General features: G+C 72.8%; 25 protein-coding genes and 1 tRNA gene. 9 read left to right on the top strand and 17 right to left on the bottom strand.

Annotated features, from left to right (window positions below):
* Positions 1-104 precede the first annotated feature (104 nt).
* The 5 genes from groL to ACPPVS_RS02160 form a co-directional block, all read right to left on the bottom strand.
* A complete protein-coding gene (groL, locus tag ACPPVS_RS02180) occupies positions 105-1,730 on the bottom strand; it encodes a chaperonin GroEL (RefSeq protein WP_426594330.1) in 1,626 nt (541 codons plus the stop codon).
* 326 nt (positions 1,731-2,056) lie between these two features.
* Positions 2,057-3,544, bottom strand: coding sequence for a phytoene desaturase family protein (locus ACPPVS_RS02175; protein ID WP_426594329.1), 1,488 nt, complete (start codon positions 3,542-3,544; stop codon positions 2,057-2,059).
* 100 nt (positions 3,545-3,644) lie between these two features.
* Positions 3,645-3,848 (bottom strand): cold-shock protein, encoded by a 204-nt coding sequence (locus tag ACPPVS_RS02170; protein WP_426594328.1) that lies wholly within the window; start codon positions 3,846-3,848, stop codon positions 3,645-3,647.
* Positions 3,849-3,966: 118 nt separating this feature from the next.
* On the bottom strand, positions 3,967-4,560 hold the full coding sequence (locus ACPPVS_RS02165) for a LytR C-terminal domain-containing protein (protein ID WP_426594327.1): 594 nt from the start codon (positions 4,558-4,560) through the stop codon (positions 3,967-3,969).
* A gap of 202 nt (positions 4,561-4,762) precedes the next feature.
* Positions 4,763-5,059, bottom strand: coding sequence for a DUF3263 domain-containing protein (locus ACPPVS_RS02160; RefSeq protein WP_426595862.1), 297 nt, complete (start codon positions 5,057-5,059; stop codon positions 4,763-4,765).
* Positions 5,060-5,441: 382 nt separating this feature from the next.
* On the opposite strand from ACPPVS_RS02160, the gene ACPPVS_RS02155 reads away from it, so the two are divergent.
* Positions 5,442-6,119: a uracil-DNA glycosylase gene (locus ACPPVS_RS02155; RefSeq protein ID WP_426594326.1), complete on the top strand. Its 678-nt coding sequence runs from the start codon at positions 5,442-5,444 to the stop codon at positions 6,117-6,119.
* A 33-nt stretch (positions 6,120-6,152) separates the two neighbouring features.
* Positions 6,153-6,959 (top strand): SGNH/GDSL hydrolase family protein, encoded by an 807-nt coding sequence (locus tag ACPPVS_RS02150; protein ID WP_426594325.1) that lies wholly within the window; start codon positions 6,153-6,155, stop codon positions 6,957-6,959.
* Positions 6,960-7,014: 55 nt separating this feature from the next.
* Here the strand turns inward: ACPPVS_RS02150 and ACPPVS_RS02145 are convergent, their stop codons facing one another.
* From ACPPVS_RS02145 to ACPPVS_RS02120, 6 genes are all read right to left on the bottom strand, one after another.
* On the bottom strand, positions 7,015-8,136 hold the full coding sequence (locus ACPPVS_RS02145) for an RICIN domain-containing protein (protein ID WP_426594324.1): 1,122 nt from the start codon (positions 8,134-8,136) through the stop codon (positions 7,015-7,017).
* Between the two features lie 13 nt (positions 8,137-8,149).
* The gene (locus tag ACPPVS_RS02140; protein ID WP_426594323.1) at positions 8,150-8,716 is read right to left on the bottom strand and encodes a hypothetical protein; all 567 of its coding nucleotides are present in this window, start codon (positions 8,714-8,716) and stop codon (positions 8,150-8,152) included.
* Positions 8,713-9,288, bottom strand: coding sequence for an LPXTG cell wall anchor domain-containing protein (locus tag ACPPVS_RS02135; protein WP_426594322.1), 576 nt, complete (start codon positions 9,286-9,288; stop codon positions 8,713-8,715). The genes ACPPVS_RS02140 and ACPPVS_RS02135 overlap by 4 nt, the downstream gene beginning before the upstream one ends.
* Positions 9,285-9,953: a signal peptidase I gene (locus tag ACPPVS_RS02130; protein WP_426594321.1), complete on the bottom strand. Its 669-nt coding sequence runs from the start codon at positions 9,951-9,953 to the stop codon at positions 9,285-9,287. The genes ACPPVS_RS02135 and ACPPVS_RS02130 overlap by 4 nt, the downstream gene beginning before the upstream one ends.
* Positions 9,954-10,005: 52 nt before the next feature.
* A complete protein-coding gene (locus ACPPVS_RS02125; RefSeq protein WP_426594320.1) occupies positions 10,006-10,581 on the bottom strand; it encodes a hypothetical protein in 576 nt (191 codons plus the stop codon).
* A 259-nt stretch (positions 10,582-10,840) separates the two neighbouring features.
* Positions 10,841-12,007, bottom strand: coding sequence for a sensor histidine kinase (locus tag ACPPVS_RS02120; RefSeq protein WP_426594319.1), 1,167 nt, complete (start codon positions 12,005-12,007; stop codon positions 10,841-10,843).
* A 112-nt stretch (positions 12,008-12,119) separates the two neighbouring features.
* On the opposite strand from ACPPVS_RS02120, the gene ACPPVS_RS02115 reads away from it, so the two are divergent.
* The 3 genes from ACPPVS_RS02115 (at position 12,120) to ACPPVS_RS02105 (ending at position 16,381) form a co-directional block, all read left to right on the top strand.
* The gene (locus tag ACPPVS_RS02115) at positions 12,120-12,791 is read left to right on the top strand and encodes a response regulator (RefSeq protein WP_426594318.1); all 672 of its coding nucleotides are present in this window, start codon (positions 12,120-12,122) and stop codon (positions 12,789-12,791) included.
* 34 nt (positions 12,792-12,825) lie between these two features.
* The gene (locus ACPPVS_RS02110; RefSeq protein WP_426594317.1) at positions 12,826-13,446 is read left to right on the top strand and encodes a pentapeptide repeat-containing protein; all 621 of its coding nucleotides are present in this window, start codon (positions 12,826-12,828) and stop codon (positions 13,444-13,446) included.
* 97 nt (positions 13,447-13,543) lie between these two features.
* The gene (locus ACPPVS_RS02105; protein ID WP_426594316.1) at positions 13,544-16,381 is read left to right on the top strand and encodes a hypothetical protein; all 2,838 of its coding nucleotides are present in this window, start codon (positions 13,544-13,546) and stop codon (positions 16,379-16,381) included.
* 4 nt (positions 16,382-16,385) lie between these two features.
* On the opposite strand, the gene ACPPVS_RS02100 is transcribed toward ACPPVS_RS02105, so the two are convergent.
* From ACPPVS_RS02100 to ACPPVS_RS02075, 6 genes are all read right to left on the bottom strand, one after another.
* Positions 16,386-16,462 (bottom strand) — tRNA-Thr (locus ACPPVS_RS02100).
* Positions 16,463-16,533: 71 nt separating this feature from the next.
* Positions 16,534-17,448: a DsbA family protein gene (locus ACPPVS_RS02095; protein WP_426594315.1), complete on the bottom strand. Its 915-nt coding sequence runs from the start codon at positions 17,446-17,448 to the stop codon at positions 16,534-16,536.
* A 45-nt stretch (positions 17,449-17,493) separates the two neighbouring features.
* Positions 17,494-18,015, bottom strand: coding sequence for a hypothetical protein (locus tag ACPPVS_RS02090; RefSeq protein WP_426594314.1), 522 nt, complete (start codon positions 18,013-18,015; stop codon positions 17,494-17,496).
* 33 nt (positions 18,016-18,048) lie between these two features.
* Complete coding sequence (locus ACPPVS_RS02085; RefSeq protein WP_426594313.1) at positions 18,049-18,474, bottom strand: hypothetical protein; 426 nt, start codon at positions 18,472-18,474, stop codon at positions 18,049-18,051.
* A complete protein-coding gene (locus tag ACPPVS_RS02080) occupies positions 18,471-18,671 on the bottom strand; it encodes a hypothetical protein (RefSeq protein ID WP_426594312.1) in 201 nt (66 codons plus the stop codon). Before ACPPVS_RS02080 ends, ACPPVS_RS02085 begins: the two co-directional genes overlap by 4 nt.
* A gap of 122 nt (positions 18,672-18,793) precedes the next feature.
* Positions 18,794-20,542, bottom strand: coding sequence for a serine/threonine-protein kinase (locus tag ACPPVS_RS02075; protein ID WP_426594311.1), 1,749 nt, complete (start codon positions 20,540-20,542; stop codon positions 18,794-18,796).
* Between the two features lie 97 nt (positions 20,543-20,639).
* Here ACPPVS_RS02075 and ACPPVS_RS02070 point away from each other — a divergent pair, with 97 nt between their 5' ends.
* The 4 genes from ACPPVS_RS02070 to ACPPVS_RS02055 are packed head-to-tail and all read left to right on the top strand — an operon-like array spanning position 20,640 to position 26,017.
* Positions 20,640-22,073: an alpha,alpha-trehalose-phosphate synthase (UDP-forming) gene (locus tag ACPPVS_RS02070; protein ID WP_426594310.1), complete on the top strand. Its 1,434-nt coding sequence runs from the start codon at positions 20,640-20,642 to the stop codon at positions 22,071-22,073.
* On the top strand, positions 22,070-22,846 hold the full coding sequence (otsB, locus tag ACPPVS_RS02065) for a trehalose-phosphatase (RefSeq protein ID WP_426594309.1): 777 nt from the start codon (positions 22,070-22,072) through the stop codon (positions 22,844-22,846). Before ACPPVS_RS02070 ends, otsB begins: the two co-directional genes overlap by 4 nt.
* 43 nt (positions 22,847-22,889) lie before the next feature.
* Positions 22,890-24,434 (top strand): PQQ-binding-like beta-propeller repeat protein, encoded by a 1,545-nt coding sequence (locus ACPPVS_RS02060; protein ID WP_426594308.1) that lies wholly within the window; start codon positions 22,890-22,892, stop codon positions 24,432-24,434.
* 53 nt (positions 24,435-24,487) lie between these two features.
* Entirely contained in the window at positions 24,488-26,017 is a 1,530-nt protein-coding gene (locus tag ACPPVS_RS02055) for a PQQ-binding-like beta-propeller repeat protein (protein WP_426594307.1), read from the top strand.
* Positions 26,018-26,021 lie beyond the last annotated feature (4 nt).

The raw sequence follows: 26,021 nt of genomic DNA, 5'->3' as shown, positions 1-26,021 counted from the left end.
GCCGACGGCCCCGTCGTCGAACGCGGCGCCACACATGCAGAACGGGCCGGCCACCCGAAGGTGACCGGCCCGCTCCGTTCGTTCAGACGCGACTCAGCTGCGGATCAGAACCCGCCGCCGAAGTCCTCGCCACCGCCGCCGCCGGCCGGGGCCGACTTCTCCGGCTTGTCGGCCACGACGGCCTCGGTGGTGAGGAAGAGCGCGGCGATGGAGGCCGCGTTCTGCAGGGCCGAGCGCGTGACCTTCACCGGGTCGTTGACGCCCGCGGCCAGCAGGTCCTCGTACGTGTTGGTCGCGGCGTTCAGGCCGTGACCCACGGGGAGGTTGCGCACCTTCTCCACGACGACGCCACCCTCGAGACCGGCGTTGATCGCGATCTGCTTGAGCGGAGCCTCGATGGCCAGGCGCACGATCTGCGCACCGGTCGCCTCGTCGCCCTCGAGCTTGAGGCCCTCGAACGCGGTCTTGCCGGCCTGGATCAGAGCGACGCCACCACCGGCGACGATGCCCTCCTCGACGGCCGCCTTCGCGTTGCGCACGGCGTCCTCGATGCGGTGCTTGCGCTCCTTGAGCTCGACCTCGGTGGCCGCGCCCGCCTTGATGACGGCGACGCCACCGGCCAGCTTGGCCAGGCGCTCCTGGAGCTTCTCGCGGTCGTAGTCCGAGTCCGAGTTCTCGATCTCGGCACGGATCTGCGTGACGCGGCCCGTGATCTGAGCGGCGTCGCCGCCACCCTCGACGACCGTGGTCTCGTCCTTGGTCACGACGATCTTGCGCGCCGTACCGAGGACCTCGAGGCCCACCGTGTCGAGCTTCAGACCGACGGTCTCCGAGACGACCTGACCACCCGTGAGGATGGCGATGTCCTGGAGGATCGCCTTGCGACGGTCGCCGAAGCCGGGGGCCTTGACGGCGACCGACTTGAACGTGCCACGGATCTTGTTGACGACGAGCGTGGCCAGGGCCTCGCCCTCGACGTCCTCCGCGACGATGAACAGCGGCTTGCCGGACTGGATGACCTTCTCCAGCAGGGGCAGCAGGTCCTTGACGTTGGAGATCTTGCCCTCGACGAGCAGGACGTAGCCATCCTCGAGGACGGCCTCCTGGCGCTCCGGGTCGGTGACGAAGTACGCCGACAGGAAGCCCTTGTCGAAGCGCATGCCCTCGGTCAGCTCCAGCTCGAGGCCCAGCGCGCTGGACTCCTCGACGGTGATGACGCCTTCCTTGCCGACCTTGTCGAGCGCCTCGGCGATCAGGTCGCCGATCGCCTGGTCGCCGGCCGAGATCGCGGCCGTGGCGGCGATCTGCTCCTTGGTCTCGACCTCCTTCGCCTGCGCGAGCAGGGCGGCGGTGACGGCCTCGACGGCCTTCTCGATGCCCTTCTTCAGCGCGATCGGGTTGGCGCCGGCCGCGACGTTGCGCAGGCCCTCGCGCACGAGCGCCTGGGCGAGGACGGTGGCGGTGGTGGTGCCGTCGCCAGCGACGTCGTCCGTCTTCTTGGCGACCTCCTTGACGAGCTCCGCACCGATCTTCTCGAACGGGTCGTCGAGGTCGATCTCCTTGGCGATGGAGACGCCGTCGTTGGTGATCGTGGGTGCGCCCCACTTCTTGTCCAGGACGACGTTGCGGCCCTTCGGGCCGAGGGTGACCTTGACGGTGTCGGCGAGGATGTTGAGTCCCCGCTCGATGCCGCGACGGGCCTCCTCGTTGAAGGCAATGATCTTGGCCATGGGGCTGTGATCCTTCACTGGGTTCGGGTCGGCCGTAGGTGCCCGCGACGGACGAGCACGTCACCCGCGGTCTTGTCCCGCGTGCGACGGCCCTCACCGGACGGCCGTGGTGATTCTGTCACTCTCCACCGGAGAGTGCTAAGTCCAATGGTTAGCACTCGACCCCCGAGAGTGCAAGCAGCGTTCGCCCAGAGCAGTGCCTCGGCGCCGGTCCCGACGGACGTCCGCGGGCCCGATCGAGCGCGGGCGAGATCGATTTTTCGGCGAGATCGGCACTGCGCCCTGCCGATCGCGCGCCGATGGGTCGAGCTCGGCGACGACGAACGTCACGCCCCAGGTGCGAGCGAGACCACCTCACGCAACCCGAACCCGTCGCGCAGCGCCTGCCGTGCCGCGTACCAGCCCGACAGACCATGCACCCCCGGTCCCGGGGGGGTCGACGACGAGCAGAGCCACATGCCTGCAGCTCCCGGGGACGCCCCACCCGGGGGCACGAGGACGTACGGGTCCCAGGCGAGCCGGGGGCGCGCGAGCATCCGGTACACCGACACCGCACCTCCGGAGATGTCGCCGCCGACGAGGTTGGCGTCGTGGTCGGCCAACCGCGCGGCCGGGATGCACCGCGAGGCGACGACGAGGTCCCGGAACCCCGGCGCGAACCTCTCCACCTGCGCGATCACGGCCTCGGTGACGTCCACCGTCGACCCGGCCGGCACGTGCGCGTAGGCCCAGAACGGGCGCAGACCGGCGGCGGTGACGCGCGAGGTGTCGACGACGCCGGGATCGCTGACCAGCACCATCGGTCGCTGCGCGTGCCGCCCCGACGCGACCGCCGCCTCAGCCGCGGCCGCCTGGAGACGGCTCCCACCGAGGTGCACCGTGCCGGCCCGGGAGACCTCCGGGTGCGCCCACGGCACCGGTCCGGACAGGACCAGGTCCACCTTGGCTGCCGCTCCACGGCTGCGCGGGAAGGCGACCAGACCCCGCGCCACACCCGTGGGCAGTCGCCCGAGCACCCGGACCGCGGTGCGGGGGGACGTGTCGAACAGGTAGGCACGGGCCGGTGGAAGGTCCGCCGCACGGTCCACACGCGTCCCGGTGATCACCTCGCCGCCGTGCGCGCGCAGGTCCGCCAGCAGCGCCCCGACGATCGCCCCGCTACCCCCGCGGGGCACCGGCCAACCACCCGCGTGGGCCAGCGGGGCGAGCAGCAGCGCGGTGCCGGCCGCACTGGGCGACGGCAGCCGCGTGATCGCGTGCGCGCCCACACCGGTGAGCAGCGCCGCGGCCTCCTCGTCGCGAAACCGCGCTCCCCACACGCCCGACCCCTGCTCCAGGAGCCGCGCGGCGAACGCGAGCGCCGTGCCGAGCTGCCGCGGGACGTGCCGGTGGTCGCCGAGCGCGACCGCGAGGACGCCGTCCGGATCGTCGACCAGCGGGGCGAGCAGCGACCGCCACGCCGGTCCGTCCACCCCGAGGCCGTCGGCGGTCCGTTCCAGCGACCGGTACGCCAGCCCCGCACGCCCGCCGTCGAGGGGGTTGGCGTAGGCGACCTCCGGCTGCAGCAGGTGGACGCCGCGCGCCGGGAGGTCGAACGCGCGCAGGAACGGCGACGCGACGGCCATCGGGTGGACCGCCGAGCAGAGGTCGTGCACGACGCCGTCCGCGAGCCCGAGGTCGAGGGTCCGCGCGCCGCCTCCGGGCACGTCCTGGGCCTCGAGGACCTGCACGACGAGCCCGGCCCGGGCGAGGGTCACCGCGGCGGCCAACCCGTTGGGCCCGGAGCCGACGACCACCGCGTCCACCGCGGTCACGTCGCAACCACGCGGGTCTGCGACCCGGCTCCGCGGCGTGGGACGCGACGACGGGCCGCGCACCCGCAGGTGGACGGCCCGTGGGCTGACGCGGTCGGGCTCAGAGGGCTCGGACCTGCTCGGCCTGCGGGCCCTTGGTGCCCTGACCGACCTCGAACTCGACGTCCTGGCCCTCCTCGAGGGACCGGTAGCCGTCGATGAGGATCGCGCTGTAGTGCACGAAGAGGTCCGGTCCCCCGCCCGCCGGGGTGATGAACCCGAAGCCCTTCTCCGCGTTGAACCACTTCACGGTGCCCTGAGCCATCCGGTGCTCCTCGACGCAGCTGGGGTGCCCGGACGCTCCGCCGGCGTCCGGTGCCGGAGAGCCTAGTGGCGGCGGTCGCCGGGCCACCAGGGTGCTGATCTGTCGAGCCTCGACCTGCTCAGCCGGGCGGAGCCTTGGCCAGGACCACCGAGATGCCGGGGCCCGACTGGTCGGCCGAGAGCGTCACCGTGGTGATGCCGAGCGTCGTCGCGACCAGCTGGGCGGTCGGCGCGAGGTCCTCGCTCTTGTAGTACACGACCGAGTCGGCGGGCTTGGTGCCCGTGAAGTTCCCGGTGGTCACCGCCGTGAAGCCAGCGCCGGTGAGCTTGGCGGCCTCGGTCTTGGCCAGGCCGGAGATCTGCGCCGCGTTCAGCACCTCGATCGGCGCCGCCTTGTTCGCGGTCGGCGCCGCTGGCGCGGACGCCGCCGGGGACTGCGCCGTGCTGTCGGTCGGGGCGTCGCCGGCCGGCGCGGTCGCGTTGTCGGTCGCCGCCGGGTCCGTGCTCTGCGAGCTCCCGGCCGTCGGCAGGTCACCCTGCCGGGAGGCGAGCGTGACCAGCCCGTACGCGATCAGGGGCGCGATGACGAGCACCGCCACGAACGGCCACCACCGGCTCCACGCCGAGCGCGGTGCCCGGTGCACGCCGCGGGCCGCATCGGGGTTGGGGACGTCGAACTCGTCCTCGGGGTAGTGGGTCTCGGCCTTGCTCACGCCGGACAGGCTAACGGCTCCGACCATGCGCGGAGCGCCAACTGGCTCGCACCGTCGCGCATGTCACGTGGCACGGCCCGTGGGACGTACGCGGAACGACCGCGAGGACCGGGGACTGCCGAGACCAGCGACCGCGTGGGAGGCCGACGGGTCGGGACGAGAAGTCAGGTCGCGGCTCGCACCGACAGTCGCGTCGGCCGGGTCAGGCGTCGCCGAGGCGACGGGCCGTCGTCCGCGCGCGCTGGCGCGACGAACGCATGCGGCGCAGCCGCTTGATGAGCATCGGGTCGTGCGCCAGCGCCGACGGGTCGTCGATCAGGGCGTTGAGCACCTGGTAGTACCGCGTGGCCGACATGTCGAAGAGCTCGCGGATGGCCTGCTCCTTGGCGCCCGCGTACTTCCACCACTGGCGCTCGAACGCGAGGACCTGCTCGTCGCGCTCCGACAGCTGGCCCGGCGCGCCCGCGACGGCACCGCGGACGGACGGGTACGACTCCATCGAGATCGTCGCGGCGTCCATGCGTCCTCCGGTGGTCTGTGCTGATCCTCGGTGCTGCTGAACCGTGGTGCGCGTGCTGGTCGGCGTGCTCGGCGACCTGCTCGACGTCGTCATCGTAGGACGGAATGACACTCGTGTCATTACCGCCCGCGCGTCCCGGACGACACGCGGAAACGTCACCCAGGAGCCCATCGCGCGCGCCCCCGACGACCGGCCCCCAGAGGCCGCGAGCTCGTGAGCTCGAGCCGAGCGCGTTCGCTGCGACGGACGCACCCGGGACGGACGGATGCACGCACGGCGGGGTCATGGTTCGCGAGGGGTCGTGGCGTTGGCGGGAGCCGTGGTGCGGGCGGGGGCGTGGCGGGGGTCGTATCCTCGCCGCGTGGTTGCCGCGCCCTTGGACCAGCTCGTCGCTGCCGACTGGGCGCGCGCCCTCGCACCCGTCGAGCCGCAGATCCGGGCTGCGGGCGCGTTCCTGCGCGACGAGGTGGCCGCCGGCCGCGGCTACCTGCCGGCTGGTGACGACGTCCTGCGCGCCTTCCGGCGGCCGCTGGCGGACGTGCGCGTGCTGGTCGTCGGCCAGGACCCGTACCCGACACCGGGGCACCCGATGGGACTGTCGTTCTCGGTCCAGCCCGACGTCCGACCGCTGCCCAGGTCGCTGAGCAACATCTTCACGGAGCTGGTCGCCGACGTGGGCGTCGCACGACCCGACAACGGCGACCTGAGTCCGTGGGCCGACCAGGGCGTGATGCTCCTGAACCGGGTGCTCACCGTGCGGCCGGGTGCGCCCGCCTCGCACCGGGGCAAGGGCTGGGAGCAGGTGACCGAACGGGCGATCTCGGCGCTCGTCGACCGCGGCGGACCTCTCGTCGCGCTGCTGTGGGGCCGCGACGCGCAGTCGCTGCGGCCCGCGCTCCGCGACGTGCCGACCGTCGAGAGCGTGCACCCGAGCCCCCTGTCCGCCAGCCGGGGGTTCTTCGGCTCGCGGCCGTTCTCCCGGGTGAACGCGCTCCTGGTCGCCCAGGGCGCGGCACCGGTGGACTGGTCGCTCGCCTGACCGGTTGCCCGGGGCCCCTGGCAGACTGACGCCGTGACTGCAGAGCACCCCGCCATCCCCCGCTGGTCCCGCTATGTCGCCATCGGCGACTCCTTCACCGAGGGCCTCTGGGATGCTCCCGACGGCGTGGAATCCCCCCAGCGAGGATGGGCCGACCTGCTTGCGTCGCACCTGTCCGAGCGGCGCAAGGCGGCCGGCGAGCCGACGCTGCAGTACGCGAACCTGGCGATCCGGGGCAAGAAGCTGCGCTCGATCCTCGTCGACCAGGTCCCCGTGGCACTCTCGATGCAGCCGGACCTGGTGAGCCTGATCGGCGGCGGGAACGACATCCTGCGGCCGTCCACGGACATCGACCGGCTCGCGCGCAACCTCGAGGCACGCCTCGTGCGGCTGCGCGAGGCCGGCGTCGACGTGCTGCTCGGCACGGGGTACGACGCCTACGGCAGCCCCCTGGTCAGCGCGACCCGGAGCCGCGTCGGCATCTACAACTCGCTCATCTGGTCGATGGCCCGTCGGCACGGCGCCTACGTGCTGGACACCTGGGGCATGCGGTCGCTGGCCGACTGGCGGATGTGGTCCGACGACCGCATCCACCTGACCAGCGAGGGGCACGCCCGCGTCGCCCAGGCGGCCCTGGTCGGCCTCGGGCTCCAGCCCGACGACGCGGCGTGGGACGACCCGCTGACGCCTCTGCCGCCGACCCCCCGCCTCGCCCGCGCCCGACAGGACGCCCAATGGGTCCGCGTGCACGTCTACCCGTGGGCCACCCGACGGTTGCGCGGACGCTCCAGCGGGGACCTGCGGGTTCCCAAGCGCCCGCAGCTCAGTCCGCTGGACTGAGGTGTGGCGCCTCGGCCTCGTCGCGACGCCGTCGAGGCGCTCGCCCCACGCGTCCTCAGTAAGCGACAGTCGGGACCGCGGAGAGCACCCACGAGCGCGAGCGACCCGTGGAGGCGCACGAGGCCACGCGAGCGAGCGTCCCCTGCACCAGGGCGGTGCTCGGGACGTCCAGGCAACGCGGTCCCGCGGGGTTGGTGCCCGCCAGCGCGCTGCGGATCTGCACGGTCCCGTCCCCGTTGTCCACGAGCGACCATGACTGGCTCGCCTGGGCCAGGACGGCGCCGTTGTAGGCGCATGCACGGATCTGCATGGAGACGTCGTTGGCCGTGCTCTGGTTCGGGATCTCGAGGCACCGTGGCGTCGGGTTGTCGTTCGGGTTGTTCAAGCCGACCGACTGGTAGACCTTGATCGATCCGTCGGGGTTGAACGTCCAGATCTGGGCGGGCGTCTGGTTGCACTCGTAGAGCTGGACACCTGTGCCGTCCGCGTTGGCGCGCGAGATCACGTCGAGGCACAAGGTGGTCCCGCTGAGCTTGACCTGGCCGTACCAGACCCAGGTACCGAGGCTCACGTTCCCCCGGAAGTACGCGGGGTTCGCCCACGTGTTGCCGGCCATGGTCCCTGTCCAACTCGCGACCAGCGTGCCGGTGGCGTTCCAGCATGTCGGCAGGAGGCCGGTCGGCACGGACAGCGAGACCGACGAGGTGGTCGTCCCGTTGTTGTTCAGCGACGTGGTGCCCGGGTTGGCGATGGACGGGGTGACCGCGCAGCCGCCCGTCAACCCGCCCGTGGTCGTGACGGAGACCGGGCCCTTCGCCAGCGTCAAGGCGTTGCCGGCGCCGCTCGTGTTCTGCAGCTGGACGCTGATGCTCGGCGCATTGCCAGGCTTGAGCCCGGCCAGCGTGGTCCCGAGATCGACGGCCGTGCCGGCGTCGCTCTTGTCCGCAGGGGTGTAGGAGCCGCTCACCCGCCCGTTCAGCACGGGCCCGACGACGCTCGCGACCGTTCCGGATGCGTACACAGGGTTCACCCACGCGGCCGAGGTGGGCTCGACGCGGGCCGCCGCCGCGTCGACGCACACGACAGCGAGTGCCGCGCACAGCACGAGCGTCAGCCCTCGGGCGCGCCGACGACCGGGGCGGGCACCCCGAACCGCGGCCAGGACTCGTTCGCTCATCGACCGGCCCGCGTCAGAACGTCGTGCCCTGGACCGTGACTGCGAGCGACGCGGTCTGGTTCGCACAGGTGGTCTGGGGCGCGGTGGAGAGAAGCGTGATGGTGATCGTCGCCGTCGTGGTGCTCGCCGCCGTCGACGTACCGGGGTTGCCCGGCAGGTTCGTCGGCAGTGTGGAGTAGGCGATCGAGTAGCACGTCGCGTCGACGATGGACGTCGGTGCCGTCGCCCACGTGAGCGCGAGCGGCGCCGTGCCCGAGTTCCACAGCTCGATGGTCTTGGTCTGGGTCCCGCCCGGCACCATCCCCGTGATCGCGCCGAGCGGCACGGCCGCGCCTGCGGTGTCGGCGGCGAGCCAGGTCGTGGAGCCCTGGAGGCGACCCTGGAGGTTCACCGACGCGCTGTTCACGGTCGTGCTGAAGTAGGCCGGGTCGGTCCAGGCCGCGGATGTCGCGACGGCCCCGACGCCCACGAGCACGAGCCCGCCGAGCGCGAGCTTCACCCGCGTGCTCCGCAGGGCACGACGCAAGGGGCTGTCGTGCTCGGGGTTCGGGCGCCCGAGACGCGGGATGCGGATAGTCATGACCGTGCTCCGTTGCTGAGAGAAGTGTCGTCGTCGTCGTCACGCCGGCGCCGGGCCAGGACGACGAGCAGGAGGCCGAGCGCGCAGGCAGCGGCGGCGGCCAGGAGGAGCGGGACGACCGAGTCGGCGCCGGTCATGGCCAGGCTTCCGCCGCCGCTCTCGACCAGCGTGATGCGGCCGTCGAGCGACTGGGACTGCCCTGGGTCGATCGAGACGAGCGTGACGCCGATGCCGAGGTCGTAGGCGCCCGCGTCGATCACGGTCCCGGTGCCGACGGCGAGCAGGTCCACACATGGTCCGCCCGCACGCGGGCACAGCGTCGCCGTCCAGTGCGCGACGCCCGGACCCGTGGCGACCACGTCGGTCTTGGCCACGCGCGCGTCGTTCGGGATGTCGACCGTCCACGCCTGGTGCGCCGAGTCGCCGGGGAACATGTCGACGAACGTGGCGCGAAGCGGCACGGACTGCGGCAAGCTCGACGCCTCGGCCGCGCTCATCCCGACCACGAGGCACGCCGAGGCGAGCAGCGCCACGAGGGCGATGCTCAGCGCTCGGACGCGGCTCGTCGTCATGATCCGTGCGCGCCGGACAGGTGCGCGCCGGACAGGTCGGCGATGCGGTCGGGAAACCGGACGGTCTCGTCGACCGCGGGCGTGGTTGACGATGTCGCGTCGCCCTCGGTCGGGCCCGTGGAGGCCACCTCGGCCTCGGTGGTGGACGTGGGGTCTCGGCGGGCGCGGCCGCGCGACGGGGCCGGTTCGCCCACCGCGAAGCTGAGGCCGAGCAGGGCGAGCAGCGTGATGCCCAGAGGGATCACGACGGATCGCTCCGTCAGCTTGGTGACCACGTAGCCGCCGCGCGGCACCTGGAGCACCGGCCGCAGGACCGAGTCGCCGACGATGTACGTCTCGCCGTCCTCGGAGTGGTTGGCGTCACCCTTGAGGTTGACCTCGTAGTGGCCGCCGGTCGCGACGACCTTGACCACGCGGTGACTGATGAGGTTGCCGGTCACCTCGCTCTTGATCGCGACGACGTCGCCGACCTTGAGCTCGCTCGTCGGGTGGGGCGTGTCGAAGAGCAGGTCGCCGGTCATGATCTTCGGCTCCATCGAGCCTGAGATGACGACGAGTGGTTGGACATAACCAAGAGCGGTCGCGCCCCAGATCAGGACCGACACCACACCGATGACGGCGATGACCCAGAGCAGGCCGGAACCGACAGCACGGACAGCACGCATGAGAACCCTCCACAGTCGTGGGCGCCGCCGTGCGGCGGCGCCCACGAGACGGTCACTTGCCGGTGAACCCGACGAGGATCGAGCCGCTCTTGGCCCGGAAGTCCTTCGACCAGGTGGCGGACGTGGTCACCTTGAGGTGGGCGGTGGCCGTGGCGCCGGCGGCGATCGTCGTCGGCGCCCCCGTGACGGTCACAACCGGGGCAGCGCCGTCGAGCCCGTCGGTCGGCGTCGTGATGGCGGTGAAGAGCAGACCCGTCGCGGCCGGGGTGCCACCCGTGATCGTCAGCGTCTGGGCGCCGTTGTTCTTCAGGTAGAGCGTGATGTCGACGGCCGCGCCCTGGTTCAGCGCACCGAGCTGCGCGCCCGTCACGTCCACGACGACGGTGTGCGTGTTGTCGTTGGCCGGGAGCCACGTGGTGCCGTCGGCGCTGCCCTGGAGGTCGACGCTCGCCGCGGTGGCCGAGGCCGAGAACCACGCGTCGTCGGCCCACTGTGCCGAGGTGGCCGCTGCGCCGATGCCCAGCAGGGCCGCGCCGGCGAGCGAGAACTTGATGATGGCGCCGCGCTTCTTGCGCTTGCGCTCCTGCTGCTGGTCGGCGGAGATCTCGCCGGGGATCGGGGAAGTCATGATGCACTCCAATGAGACGGGGCCGCGGGCTCCGACACCACGTCGGCACCCGTTCACGTTCGACCTGGACGGCCGTCCGTGACATTAGGAGTTATCGGCAGGGCCCTGCCCGGAGCGTGGGTGGCAGCACCCGGGCCGCCCGAAGTGCCGCTTTCTTTCACCCAGAACAGACCGGGTCCGACCCGACGGGAGCACGCGAAGCGGACAGGGTAAGGACGATGCGCCTGCCGGATTTCGCTGGGCCGAACGGGTGAACGCGTCAGCCCACGCCGAGCGGGATCCGCGCCTCGAGGCGCGCTCCGCGCTCCGGCCCGGGGTGCAACGTCAGGGTGCCTCCGACGAGCGAGACGCGGTGGTCGAGGCGAGCCGTGCCGGAGGCCGAGCCGGCGACCTGCGGGTCGTACAGCTCGCCGTCGTTCTCGACCGTCACGACGAGCACGGCGTCGAGCTCGTCGAGCGAGACCGAGATCGTGGCGGCGGGGCCGTGCTTGAGCGCGTTCGTCACGCCCTCCTCCACGACCCGGGCGGCGAGGAGGCGTTCGGTCGTCGTCAGGCTGCCGGTCGCGGGGTCGTCCAGGATCCGGACCGCTGGGCTGACGACGAGGCGCGTCGCTATGCTCGCCGGCATACGTCCGAGCAGCGCACGCACCGCCGGGACCAGGCCGAGCTCGAGGCGGTCGGGATAGAGCAGCCGGCTCATCTCCCGGACGTCGACCTCGCGAGCCTCGCCGAGCAGGGCGCGCACCTGCCCCAGCGAAGCGACATAGTCCTCCTCCAGGCCCGCCGCCTCGGCGTGCGAGAGCACCCGCTCGAGCTGCGCATCGGCCACGACGAGCTTCGCCTGCAACGTCCCGTGAAGACCCTCGGCAACGGCGCGCCGCACGCGGATCTCTTCTTGCTCGAGCGCCTTGATCGCGATCTCGACGTGCACGGCATCGCGGGTGGCCGCGCGGATCTGGTCCCGCATCGCCCGCCTCGAGACCATGGCCCACATGCCGATCAGCCCGGAGATCGTGCCCATCAGGAAGCCGCTGAAGAGCTCCGCGTTGCGCACCGCGCCCTCGGGATCCTGGTAGATCCCGATCGCGAGCTGGGCGCCGTAACGGATCGCGGCGGCCGAGGCCGCCGCCAGGAGGACCGCGCCCACCATCCGGGCGACGCTCCGCGCGCGGTGAGCGCGGATCAGGGCGAGGGTGCCGACGAGGGCGGCGACGGCGACGACGTTCGCGGCGATCCGGCTCCACAAGGGCACGACGGTCCAGTTGGTGACGTACACGGAGTAGACGTAGGTGGCCTGGAGCGCCGCCCCGATGCCGTACCCGAGCGCGATGCCGGCGGTGCCCCGCAGGAGGACCGTGCGGTCCCGTCGTTCGCTCTCGACGCGCGCGGCGACGGCGGCTGCCGAGTCGTTCGACATCGTTGTCATCGAGCTCCTTCGTCGGGAACGCCGGAATGCCTGGTCGGCCACCCGCGATTCATCCGGTTCCGCGGGGCGCGTGCGCAGCCGTCGGACCCGTTTCCCGACGATACTGGTCTCGATGAGCACACCCAGCCACCAACCGATCCGCGTCGCCGTCGTCGAGGACCAGCCGCTCTTCCGGTCCATGCTCGAGCACACCCTGTCCTCGACGCTCGGTCTCGACGTGGTCGTCGCGATCGGCACGGCGACCGAGGCGGCTCGGATGATCCGGCCGGGGCTCGTCGACGTCGCGATCCTCGACATCGACCTCCCGGACGGCAACGGCATCGCGCTGGGCGTCACGCTGCGCCGCCGCATGCCCGACCTCGGCATCCTGCTGCTCTCCGCACACGATGCGATGGACCTGCTCCTCGACCTGCCGCCGGACGTCGCCGCCGGCTGGGGCTACCTGTCCAAGAACTCCTCGACGAGCGAGGCGGTGCTGGTCGGCGCCGTCCGGGCCGCGGCGGTCGGCGAGACCGTGCTCGACCCGGCACTCCTGGCGCGCATGACACCGCGAGCCGGATCGGCCGTCGCCCGGCTCACCGACCGGCAGTACGAGGTGCTCCGGCTGCTGGCGGCGGGCCTGTCGAACGCCGGGATCGGCGACCGGCTGGGCATCACGGAGAAGTCTGTACAGAACCACGTCAACGGGATGTACGCGACGCTGGGCATCGACAGCGATCCCAAGCGGAACCCCCGGGTGAGCGCCGCGCTGCGACTGCTCGAGCAGACCGGGCCCACCAGCTGACGCTCGTGTCGGGGGCATGGGTCATGATCGTCAGATGGCCGAACGCCGGGGCGGCGAGCCCGCACCCCTGACCACCAGCTCCGTCCGCGGTGAGGACTGGTACGCCCGCGACCTGACCGGTGCGACGTTCTCGCGGGTCGAGTTCGTCGACCTCGATCTCACCGAGGCCCACGGCCAGGGCGCCGTGTTCGAGGAGTGCACGTTCCGGCACGCGAAGTTCAACGCGTCGGTCCACACGGACGCCGCGTTCGTCAACTGCACGTTCGCGCGGTCGACCTTCTTCGACGCCCGGTTCGAGCGCTGCAAGATGGTCGGCTCCCTGTTCGACGGCTGCACGTTCGACATCACCACGGTCGAGGGCGGCAACTGGTCGTTCGTCGGTCTGCCGGGCGCCGACGTGCACTCGGCCACGTTCACCGGCGTCAACCTGCGCGAGGCCGACCTCACCGGCCTGCGCGCGTCGGGAGGCACCCTGCGCGACTGCGACCTCACGGCGGCGTGGCTGCACCTGTCGGACCTGTCGGGCTGCGACCTTCGCGGCAGCCAGCTGTCCGGGATCGACCCGGCCACGGTCAATCTCGACCGCGCGATCATCACGCTGGAACAGGCGGTCGTGATCGTCGAGGCGCTGGGCCTGGATCTCCGCACGGAATGACGACCGGGGTGAAATGCCCGTTCGGCACGTTCCCACCCCGACCGCGCGCCGCTAACGTCGAGACGGACCGTCCGGGCCGGCCGACGTGGGGACCGTCATGGGACTGCTCGCCCGCTTCACCCGTACGGCGCCCGCGCCGCCACCGAGCCACGGGCCCGCCGTCCTGGAGCTGCGCATCCACGGCGTCGCCAACACCTCGCCGGCGGTGGCGCTCGGCCTGACCGCCGGCCAGGTCGAGCAGGTGGACGGCGACGACCTCGGCAGCTTCTGGGCGCCGACGGAGGCCGCCGCGGCCGCCAGCGCGAAGCTCCCCGCCGACGACTACCGCCGCGTGCCGCCGAACGTGCGGCGGGAGGCGTACTCGTGGGGTGCGATGGCACGGCTCTCCGCCGTCCCCGGTCTCGGCGCGGTCAGCGGCACGCTCGCGGGCGTCATCCGGGCGCTCTGGGTCCTCATCATCCCGTTCGGCCTGGCCAACGTCGCGTACTGGTCGGTCGACCTGACCGAGAAGCTGGGGACGCGGCGCGGGTCGGCGGCCGGCGCCCTGGTCCGCCTGTTCGGGTTGGTGCTCACGCTCCTGTGGGTGGCCACGGCTGCGACCGTGGCGCTCTGGACGCTCGCCGCGCAGTGCTACGGGCCCGTGGTCGCCACGCCCGTGCCGCACGTCCAGGTGTGCGCCGCGCTCCCCTCGTTCCTCGACTCGTGGGCACGCTGGGACGCCGGCCCACGCACCGCTGTCTTGGCGCTGTGCGCGGCGCTCGCGATCCTCGCGCTGGGCGCCGTCGGGTCCACCGGGAACGTGCGCTACGAGAGCCGCCGGTCCATCACGAGCGCCACGGGCGGCACGAGCGACCACACCGAGCGGGCCAACGAGGGCCGCTGGCCGGTCCTGGCACGACACGGGTTCTGGGCGCACGCCAAGCGGTCGGGGGCGCTGTGGCTGAACCACCTGACGGCCGCGTTCGCCCTGCTCACGGTGGTGCTGGCCTGGCACTACCTCTACTACGGCACGCCGGCGTGCTGGTTCGGTCCCGACTTCGGCACGCACGGCTGCCTCGAACCGAGCACCTGGCAGGCCGGCGGCGGCTCCGTGCGGTGGGCGGTGCTGGTCGCCCTCGGCGGTGCCCTGCTGCTCGCGGCCGCGCTGCGTGTGGCCATGCTCCGCATCGACCCCGCCGACCTCGCGCCCGGCACCGCGCACGAGGAGCCTCCGCCCGTGAACCGCACGCCGGACGTCGTCGCGCTCCTGGCCTCCCTCGTCGTGTTCGCCGTCTGCGAGCTATGCGTCGCCGGCACCGGCGCCCTGCCGGTCCAGCCCGACCTCCCGGCCGACCGCCTGCCGAGCACGGGCACCGAGCCGTTCATCGGGCTCGACGCCGTCCCGACGGTCCTCGTCGCCATCCTCTTCTTGCTGTGCGTGTGCGCACTCGGGCTGCGGGGTCATCTGCCGGCCGCGCTGTGGGGCTCGCTGACGGCGGTCGTCGCCGCCGCGTCCGTCGCGGCCGTGTGGTGGCGGCACTCGACCCTGTCGCCCGTGCTCTGGGGTGTCACCGTGGTCGCCGGCGTGGCCGTGGTCGTCGCCTCCCTCGTCGCGAACGCCCGTCAACCGGACCGCCGGCTCCTCGGCTGGCGAGGGCACGCGCCGTTCGTGTTCCTCAGCATGGCCGCAGGGGCGGCGATGGTGCTGAGCGCCGCGACGGTCGCGGGGGTGACGGCCTGGCTCGAGCGACCGGGCGCACCGGAGAACGTCGCCCTGGACAAGGACGTGCAGGCCTCGCTCGACGCCGCCGACACGCTGCGGCGGCCGGTCCAGGTCTCGTTGACCCACGCGGTGCACCTGGCCCCCGCGACCGCCTACCGGGACTTCGCGGTGGTCAGCGTGCTCGGGCTGGCCGTGCTGGCCCTCTACGTCGTCGTCATGCTGCTGCGCGCAGCAGCCCTGCGCGGCATCCCGCTGCCGGATGTTCCGGGCGGGTCGACGTCGGCCGACCCCGCCGTGCAGCCGGCCCGGCACAACGCCGCGGTGGCGCACCGGGCGGAGCGGGTGGCCGGCACGCTCGCCACCATCTTCTTCGTCGCGATCGCCGCGTCGCTGTCCCTGCGCGGGCTCCGCACCGTGCTCGACGAGAGCGGCGGGCCGGTCTGGACGTTCATGACCACCTGGTCGGGGCAGGCCGTCTGCCTCGCGGCCGGGCTGCTGTTCACCAGCGTCGTGCTCGCCGGGTCGAAGAAGTCGCTGAGCCGGCCCTGGGGGCTGCTGTGGGACCTCATGTGCTTCCTGCCCCGGGCGGCACACCCGTTCGCCCCGCCGTGCTACGCCGAACGTGCCGTCCCGGAGCTGCGCTCCCGCATCGACGACTGGCTGGGCGGTCTCGACGTGCCCGAGGAGGACCGCGCCGCCCTGCCGCCGCGGGCGGTCGTCCTGTCCGCGCACAGCATCGGAGCGGTCCTGGCCGTCGGCGCGATGTTCGCGCGCTGGGACGCCCGGGACGGGACAGGACCCACCGACCCGCGGATCGGGCTGCTGACGTACGGCACCCAGCTGCGCACCTACTTCGGCCGGTTCTTCCCCGAGCTGCTCGGCCCGGCGGTGCTCGGGACGCACGCCTCGTTGGCACCGCGCCCGTGGGCCGCGGACCCGTGGACGCTCGCCCCGCCGACACCGCGACCGCCCGGGCTGACCGTCGTCGACTCCCTGACAGGCGGCGGCAGCACCGAGGTCCGGTGGCGCAACCTGTGGCGCCGTTCCGACTACATCGGCTTCCCGGTCGACGACTACGTCGGCTCGCCCGTCGACCGGGCCGCGGCGGAGGAGGACCTGACCACGTACCTGTTCTCCGTGGCGACGCACTACGACTACCCGCGGGCGCCGCAGTACCGCGACCAGCTGGACGCGCTCGTCGCGCTGCTGACGCGGGACACAGGCCTGACCTGAGCTGTGGAGCCCCCTATCGGATTCGAACCGATGACCCCCTGTTTACAAGACAGGTGCTCTGGCCGACTGAGCTAAGGAGGCGGGCGAGGTCCAAGGATACGAGATGCACGGGCGCGCCCCCGCGAGGGAGGCGCGCCCGTGCATTCGCCGGATCAGCCCTTGGCGGCGTTGACGGCGGCCAGCAGCGCACCCGGCGTCTGCCAGTTGGTGAACGCCTTGCCGTTGATCAGGATCGTGGGCGTGGAGACCTGGCCGATGTCGGTCTGCATCTGGTTGGTGCCGGCCGCCACCCAGGGCGCCATGGTGCGCCACGTGCCGTCGTGCGAGACCGCGTTGGCGGCGCTGCCGGTCTGGTAGGTACCGTTGACGGTGTCGGTGAAGGTGTCGGCCACCTTCGTCGGGACGCCCAGGTCGGTCGCGATCTTGGCGATCTCGGCGTCCGTGCGACCCGAGGACCCCTCGGCGGGCTGGTTCTTGTACATCTCGCTGACGAACGCGGCGAAGTGCTCCGGGGACTGGTCGGCCACGATCGCGGCCGCGTTGGCGGCGCGGGTGGAGTAGTTGGTGCCGGCCGACCTGGAGTCGAGGAACGAGATCGGGTGGTACTCGACGGTCGTGCCGCCGGCCGCGAGGATCGACGCGACGTCGTCGCCGTTGATCTGCTCGAAGTTGCCGCAGATCGGGCACATGAAGTCGAAGTAGATGGTGAGCACGACGTCGCCGTCGCCCACCTTGCCGACGGCGGCGGCGCCCTCGCCACTGACCGGGATGCCTCCGTTGGCCTGTGCGGGTGCCGGTGCCTTGACGTCGGCGATCGCGGGCGGGATCACGTTCGAGGAGCTGCCGCCGTAGACGACCTCGGAGTTGTTGGCCGCGTTCTGGTTCTGGTTGCTGACGATCTTCCAGACCATGAAGGCGAGCGCGAGGACGGCGACGACCAGCACGGTGATGCCGATGATGCGGTTGCGCCTGGCCTTGCGCTCCTGCTCCTTGCGCATCTGTGCGGCCTTGGCGCGGGCCTCGTCGCGCCGCACCGCCTTGGTGGGACGTGGTTCGTTCGTGGGCATGGTGGACTCCGGTAGCTGTGGGAAGGGGGTCGGGCGGGTCTGGGGTCAGGCGGCGACGAGCGGCGGACCGCGGCGGTCGATGCTCCCGACCAGCACCCGGGCGCGCGGCACGGACGGCCGCGCGACGACGATCGACGCGCCCGGCCGCACCGGGACCGGTGCGACGGCAGCGGCGAGCGACGGCAGGACGGCCCGCAGCAGCGCGCGAGCCTGCCGCGCGGCCCGCACGACGACGGCGGAGAGGCCGACGCCGCAGGCCGTGGCGAGGAGGTAGCCGACGAGCACCGGGAGCGCGACGCTGAGCAGCAGGACCGCCCCGCGCGAGACGCCGCCGAGCCCGTAGGAGCCGGCCGGGCAGTCCGCGACGTCCTGCAGCACGGCGAGGTGCAGGCCGAGGGCCCCGAACGCGCCGCCGGTGCTCACGCAGTCGTGCAGGACCACCCGCCCCTGAGCCGCGACCGCGGCGGTGACGAGCGTCAGGACCGCCAGGACACCCAGGGCGGCCAGCGGCAGGGCCGGGCGGCGGGCGCGCGAGAGCGTGCGGATCACCCGTCCTCGCGCCGTCATGCCCGACAGCGTAGGGGTAGCACCTGAGGGGCGTCAGGCACGCGGGTGGCGGACCACCTCGACGTCGAAGCCGAACGACCGCTTCCAGTCCCGCGCCAGCCGGTGCCCGGCGTACCGGACGATGCCTCGCAGCCACCACTCGTCGATGTCGATCCCGCGGTGCGCGTGCTCGACCAGCAGCGGTCGGAACCGGGCGTCGAGGTCGGCGACCCGGCGGCGCAGGACCGCCGTCTCGGGGAATTCGGCCAACGTCGGCTCCCGGAGAGCGGCCTCGAGCGTCGTGCGCGACATCGCCTCGTTGGCGTAGGCGAACTCGTCGTCGCGGTACCCGTGCTCGCACTCCTCGACGAAGCTCGACCACCGCTCCAGGACCGCGCCGGCGGTGTCGTCGCGCCACAGCCCGCGGCCACGCACGAAGCCGGTGAACGCGGCGTCGAACGGGCTGGCCGGTGCGATCACTTGGCCACCTCGCGCAGGTACAGCTCGTAGCCCTCGTCGGGTCGGAACCACGCGATGATCACGTCGGCGCGGTACACGCCGAGCGTCCCGGTGCGGTGGTCGAACCGGACCAGGTCGCCGTTGCTGCGACGTCCTTCGTCGATCTGCGGATCGCTGTGCGCGTCCCGCACACGGTCCGACCCCTCGTCCTGCGTCACCCGTGCTCCGTCCGCCAGGCCCCCGGTCAGGGCCCCACCCAAAGGTGTGGGACGAGCGACGCGCCAGAGCGGTTTCGCATGGCGAGACTGGTCCGACGACCGCGCGGCCGGGCGCGACGGGGTCAGGGCAGCGTGGGCTCGGACAGCGGGGCCCACGTGATGTCGGTGCCCGTGAGGATCATGGTGACGAAGATCGCAGACGCACCGAGCAGCACGACGATCGCGACGAGCGCGCCCTTGCGGCCCGGGGCGACGACCGCCAGGACGCGACGAGCCCCGACCCGGGTCATCCGGGACAGCGGCCCCCACCAGACGATGCACACGCCGATCATGAGGATGGCCGCGACGAGCAGGGAGGCGGTCAGGCCCTGCGGCTCCTGACCGGACGGGGACCCGCCGATCGTCCAGTGGCCCTCGCCGATGAGCCACCACGAGACGCCCAGCAGGATCACCACGACGCTGGCGGCGACGAGCAGCGACGGGACGAGCCCGAGCAGCGAGCGCACGAGGTGCCAGGGTCCGGTCGCCACGGCGCGGGCGTGGTCCGAGCGACGGATCCCGACGCGCTCGCGGTGCGCGTGCATCGACTCGACGCTCGAACCGATCGTCCGGATCGCGATGACGATCGCCAGGAACGCGATGAGCGTCACGCCGGGATAGATGGCGCCGGCGGAGCCGGTCAGGACCGCGAACGCGAGCAGCGTGCCCCATCGGCGCCGAGCGGGCGGGCGCACGTAGCCCGATCCCTCGGGGCCCCCGCCCTCGGACGCGTCGAGGTCCTCCTCGATCCAGTCGACGCCGTCCTCGTCGCCGTCCTCGTCCTCGTCGAGGTCGGGCTCCTCGTCGACGGACCCGGCCGAGGCGTCGAGCGGGCGCGTGAACCCGTCGTTCACGGGTGGCGCGGCGGAGACCACGGAACTGGCAGCACCGACGGCACCGAGCGCGCCGACGGCCACCGTCGCCGGCTCGACGCCCAGCGCGGTGGTCCCGACGACGTCCCGCGGGCCGAAGGCGGTCGTCGCCTCGTCGTCGGCACCGAACGGCTCGATGTCCACGGGCTCACCCTCGGCGACCACGAGCGTGAGGGCCGCGACGACGTCCGCGGGGCTTGTCCGCTCCTCGACAGCCGGCGCGAGGGCCCGACGCAACGCGGACGCGGTCAGCGGGCCGACGCCGTCCAGGTCGACGTCGCCGGAGCGCGCGCGGGCCAGGACCGCCTCGAGCGGGCGCGTGCCGAAGGGGGGACGGCCGGTGACGGCGAATGCCAGCACGGCGGCCCAGCCCCAGAAGTCGGAGGTGGCGCTCGGCTCGTCGCCCTCGAGGAGTTCGGGTGCCAGGTACCCGGGGGTGCCGAGGACCAGCCCCGCAGACGTCACCCGGGTCTCGTCGGCGGCCTGGGCGATGCCGAAGTCGATGAGCACCGGACCGGCATCGGTCACCAGCACGTTCGACGGCTTGAGGTCGCGGTGGACCACGCCCGCGCCGTGCACGGCCTCGAGGGCGTCCCGCAGCCCCTCCGCCAGGTCCAGCAGGTCGGCGGCGTCCAACGGCCCGCGCTCGCGGACGTGCTCCTCGAGGTTGTCGCCCCGGATGAGCTCGGTGACGATGAACGCCTCGGTCGAGTCCGCCTCCGCGTCGAGGATCGCGGCGACGGCGGGGTGCCTCAGCTTCTGCAGGGCGCTGACCTCGCGGCGCAGCCGGGTCCGGGCGGCGGCGTCGGTGCCGATGTCCGTGCGCAGCAGCTTGAGCGCCACCGGGTCGCCGGCGCCGTCGACGGCCCGGTAGACGGTCCCCATGCCGCCCTCGCCGAGCGGTGCGACGACGGTGTATCCGCCGATCTCCGACCCCGGTGTCAGCCCGATCCGCTCCATCCGTGCACGGTACAGAGGCGGCGGCGCGTGGGCATGGCGGCGCGCAGTGGCGCGGACCGCCCGATAAGGTCGGTCGACATCCCGAGGAGTTGATCACGTGCCTTCCGACGCGCCCGGCTACGACTTCGTCGTCGTCGCCAACCGGCTCCCGGTGGACGTCTCGCTCGACGACTCCGGCGAACCCACGTGGACGCGCTCGCCCGGGGGGCTGGTGACGGCGCTCGCGCCCGTGATGGCGAGCACGTCGGGCGCCTGGGTCGGCTGGGGCGGCGCACCCGACCTCGAGCTCGACCCGTTCGACGTGGACGGCACCGAGCTCATCCCGGTCACGCTCACCGAGGACGACCTCGAGCAGTTCTACGAGGGGTTCTCCAACGACACGCTCTGGCCGCTCTACCACGACGTCATCGCGCGGCCCGCGTTCCACCGGCAGTGGTGGGACGCGTACCAGCGGGTCAACCGACGCTTCGCGCAGGCCGCCGCCGACCAGGCCGCGCACGGCGCGACCATCTGGGTGCACGACTACCAGCTGCAGCTCGTCCCCAAGATGCTGCGCGAGCTGCGCCCGGACGTGCGGATCGGCTACTTCCACCACATCCCGTTCCCGCCGCTGGAGATCTTCGCGCAGCTGCCCTGGCGCAAGCAGGTGGTCGAGGGACTGCTCGGCGCCGACCTGGTCGGCTTCCAGCGCAACGGCGACGCTGCGAACTTCGTGCGCGTGGTCCGTCGGTTCACCGACCTCACCACGCGCGGCCAGGTCGTCACGATCACCGACGCCGACGGGCACGTCGACCGGCACGTGCGCGCGGCGGCGTTCCCCATCTCCATCGACTCGCACGCGTTCGACGACCTCGCCCGCACCGACGAGGTCCAGGAACGGGCGCGGCAGATCCGCCGCGAGCTGGGGGACCCGGAGTTCCTGCTTCTCGGCGTCGACCGGCTCGACTACACCAAGGGAATCCGGCACCGCATCAAGGCCTACGGCGAGCTGCTCAGCGAGGAGCGGCTGTCCCCACACAGCACCACGCTCGTCCAGGTGGCCAGCCCGAGCCGGGAGAACGTCGGCGCCTACCAGCAGCTGCGCGACGACGTGGAGCTGCTGGTCGGGCGGATCAACGGCGACTACGGCCAGGTGGGCCACGCGCCGGTCCAGTACCTGCACCAGTCGTTCCCCATGGAGGAGATGGCCGCCCTCTACCTCGCCGCCGACGTCATGCTGGTCACCGCCCTGCGCGACGGCATGAACCTCGTCGCCAAGGAGTACGTGGCCGCCCGGTCGGACGACCGCGGCGCCCTGGTCCTGTCGGAGTTCACCGGCGCCGCCGACGAGCTGAACGGTGCCGTGCTGGTCAACCCGCACGACATCGACGGGATGAAGGACGCCATCACCTACGCGGTGCACATGGACGCGCGCGACTCGCGCAAGCGGATGCGCAGCCTGCGACGACGCGTGCTCGGGCACGACGTCGTGGCGTGGTCGCAGGACTTCCTCGCGGCCCTGAACGCGGTGCCGATCGGGGGTCCGTCGTGAGCCCGCTCTCGCTGGACGAGGAGATCGCGGCGCTGGCCCGCGACACGACCCGCCGCCCCGTGCTCGTCGCGCTCGACTTCGACGGCACGCTCGCCCCGTTGCAGGACGACCCGCAGAAGTCCCGGATCCTTCCCGCCGGCGTCGACGCGCTCGCCCGGCTGGCGGGCACCGACGGCGTCTCGCTCGCATTGGTCTCCGGGCGGTCCATGAACGACCTGCACACGCTCGCCGAGGTGCCCACCGGCACGTTCCTGATCGGCAGCCACGGCGCCGAGAGGGCGCGGGTCATGACGTTCGGGCTGGACCGGGACGTGGTCCAGCTCTCCGACGAGCAGGCCGACCGTCTGGCGACCCTGGGCTCGCAGGCGCTGCGGATCGCGCGCGGTCGCGACGGCGTCTGGGTGGAGACCAAGCCGACCGCCGTCGTCCTGCACACCCGGCTGGCGGAGGAGGCGGTCGCGGCGCCGGCCGAGCAGGAGGCGATAGCCCTCGGCGAGCAGCTGGGCTCCGGCGTGCTGCACGGCAAGGACGTCGTGGAGATCTCGGTGCTCGAGGCCAGCAAGGGCGAGGCGCTGGCGGCGCTCCGCGACGAGCTGGGCGCGGCCGTGGTCCTGTACGCCGGCGACGACGTCACCGACGAGCACGCCTTCGACGCCCTCGGCCCCCGTGACGTGACGATCAAGGTGGGCGACGGGACCACCGTGGCCCGGTTCCGGGTGGCCTCCCCTCAGGAGCTGGTCGCGGCGCTCGGGACCCTCGCCGACGCCTTCTGAGGACTGCTGGCTCCCGATCACACCGAGGCGTACCGTCCGCCTCATGAGCGACCGGATGCACGAGGTCGAGCTCGTCGAAGGCGTCGACGAGCCTGAGCCCACGCGCCCGGGTGCAGCGGACGACGGGGCGCCGGCCGACGGCGGCGGGCCCTCGTGGATCCGGCGCAACGTCCGTCGGCTTGCGCCCATCGCGGCGCTCGCGGTCCTGGCCCTGGTCGGGACCCAGCTGGTGGTCGACGCCCGCGAGCGCGCGCGGCTCGAGGCGCTCGCGGCGATCCCCGGCGTGGTCCCGCCCACCGGCCCCGACATCGGGGTGATCTGGCGCGCCGACCCCGCACTGGGGCGCGTGCTGCAGACGGGCGCGTCGATCGACGGTGCCGTCGTCGGTGGCAAGGTCTCAGGGACGGGGACGGCCGCCGCCACGGTCGACCTCGTCGCCATCGACACCGACACCGGCGCCGTGCGGTGGACCACCCCCGTGCAGCTGCCGGCGGCGGACGTGACCCCGGGTGGCGGCCCGGCCTCACCGTCGGTGGGGTGCATGTCGGTCACGCATGCCGGCCGCGTGCTCGCAGCCTGCGAAGCCCAGCAGTACGGGGATGGCCTGGTCGCGACCCCGGACTCCGCCACGTGGGTGGTCGACCCGTCCGACGGTGCGGTCCTGGACCACTCCGTCGTGCCGGGCGGTGCGGCCATCGCGTTCACCGACGACGCGTTGGTCGTCACCCACAGCATCGCCCCCGACAGCGACGAGCCGGCCCCGAGCGACGCCGGCTCGGTGCGTTGGCGGGCCACCGCGACCGACCTGGTCTCGGGCGCGACCCTCTGGACGTACACGACGCCGGTGCTCGACGCCCCCGTGCAGGTGGACGGCTCGGGCGCAGCGAACGCGTCGCTCCAGCCGATCGGCGACCGGATCATCCTCGGCGTCGACGGCCACGCGTGGATCCTTGGCGCGGGCGGGACCCTGGAACGCGACGTCCCGCTCCAACCAGGCACGTGGGTCCAGGGCGTACGCAGCGGTGTGCTCGCGGAGAGCTCCTACACGTCGACCGGCGTCTACACCGACGCGCTCCTGCTGCCCGACGGCACCTCCGTCCCGACCGACGAGATCGCGGGCGGGCTCTCGGTCGACGACGGCTCGGCACCGGGCGTCGTGTTCACGGTCGGCAGCCAGCCCTCGGGGTCCGCGGGGCTGAGCGGACGTGACGCGACCACCGGGAAGGTGCTGTGGCACCGCGGAGAGCCGGTGTCGGCGGGCCTGCTGCTGCACGGGGTGCTCTACCTCGTCGCCGACCAGTCGATCGAGGCGGTCGACGCGACGACCGGCCGCACCCGGTGGTCGACCACGCTGGACTTCCAGCCGCAGCAGCTCTCCACGGACGGGCGATACCTGCTCGTGCCCGCCCTGGCCACGTCGTTGCGGGCCTACAAGCTGTCGGACGGTCGGCTCGGCTGGACCAAGGAGCTGCGGTCCGAGGTCGCCGGGGACCGCAGCCCCGTCTACATCCAGGGCTTCCAGGCGGGCATCGCCGACCCCCGGCTCTACGTGTGGATGGACGACGGCGCGGTCGCCGTCCTGGGCTGACCCCCGGCTGCGGGCGCTGGCCCCCGACAGGACCGAGGCGTACCGTCCGCCCCATGACCGGCCGGATGCGCGAGGTCGAGCTCGTCGACGAGGTCGACGTCCCGGTCCCGCCGGCGCCCGACGGGAGGGCCGCGCCGGACACCCCCGGTCCGTGGCCCCGCCGGCACGCCTTCTGGCTCGTCCCGACCGCTCTTCTGGTGGTCGCGGGGCTCGTCGGCACCCAGGCCGTGCTCGACGCCCGCGAGCGCAGCCGGATCGAGGCGCTGGCCAAGGTCCCCGGCGTCGTCGCACCGGCCGGCCCGGACATCGGTGTCATCTGGCGTGCGCCGGCCGAGCTCGGACCCGTGCTGCAGTACGGCGCCGAGGTGGACGGGCTGCTGGTCGGCGGTGTGTCGGGCACGGACGGCGTCCGCGTGCTCGCGCTCGACCCGGACACCGGCGCGAGCCGGTGGAGCACAGCGGTCACGCTGCCGACGGCACATCCGCAACCGGACGGGCGGTTGCCCACCTCGGCCGTCATCTGCACGCAGATCCCGCACGGCGACCGCCCGCTCGCCGGGTGCCTGTCGCAGCAGTTCGGCGAGAACATCGTCGGCCTGCCCGACCAGACGATCTGGGTGCTCGACCCGACGGACGGGGACGTGCTGTCGACGCGCACGGTCACCGGGACGTCCGGGGTCACCTTCACGCGCGACGCCGTCGTCGTCGCCTCGCGGGTCGACGCCGCCGGCGCCCCCGCGCGCGCCGACGCGAGCTCGGTCCGCTGGAACGTCGCGGCCACCGACGCGCTCGACGGCACGAGCCTGTGGTCCTACACGACGCCGGCGGTCGACGTCCTCGGCCGCGAGGACGGCCCGGCCGGGGCCGACGCGTCCGGGGGCGCGAGCATGACGACGTCCGGTGACGACCACGTGGTGCTCAGCGTCGACACGGGCGCCTGGATCCTCGACGACGGCGGCAGGCTCGTGCGTGCGGTCCCGCTCGGGCCCGGGTCGTGGATCCAGGGCGCGCGGGCGGGCGCGTACGTGCTCAGCGCCTACACGGCGAGCGGCACCTACTCGGGGGAGCTGATCCTGGCCGACGGGACGAGCGCCCCGATCGACCAGACCGCCGCGTGGCTCGCCGTCGACGACGGTTCCGCGCCCGACGTGGTGCTGACGGCCGGCGACGGGCCGACCGGGGTCTACGGGCTCAGCGGCCGCGACGTCGCGACGGGGAAGACCCTCTGGCACGACGACGACACCGTCAACACGGCGCTGCTGCTCCACGGCGTCGTCTACATCGCGACACTGGACGGGATCAGCGCCGTCGACGCCCGCACGGGCCGAGTGCGCTGGATCGCGAAGCTCGACCACCAGTTCCGGGAGATGTCCACCGACGGCCGGTACCTGCTGGTGCCGGGCCGGGGCATCTCGCTCGACGCCTACTCGCTGGCGGACGGCTCGCACGCGTGGTCCGCGGACCTGCGCGACGCGGTGACCCAGGGCAGCCCGACGCAGACCGCCCAGGGCTTCCAGCCGAGCGGGCGTGAACCGCGGATGTTCGTCTGGATGAACGACGGCTCGGTCGCCGTCCTGGGCTGACGGT

The sequence above is a fragment of the Cellulomonas sp. McL0617 genome, assembly GCF_049994875.1.
Lineage (GTDB): Bacteria > Actinomycetota > Actinomycetes > Actinomycetales > Cellulomonadaceae > Cellulomonas.
The sequence above is the reverse complement of the archived record's forward strand: the minus strand, read 5'-3'. Positions and strand labels throughout refer to the sequence as shown.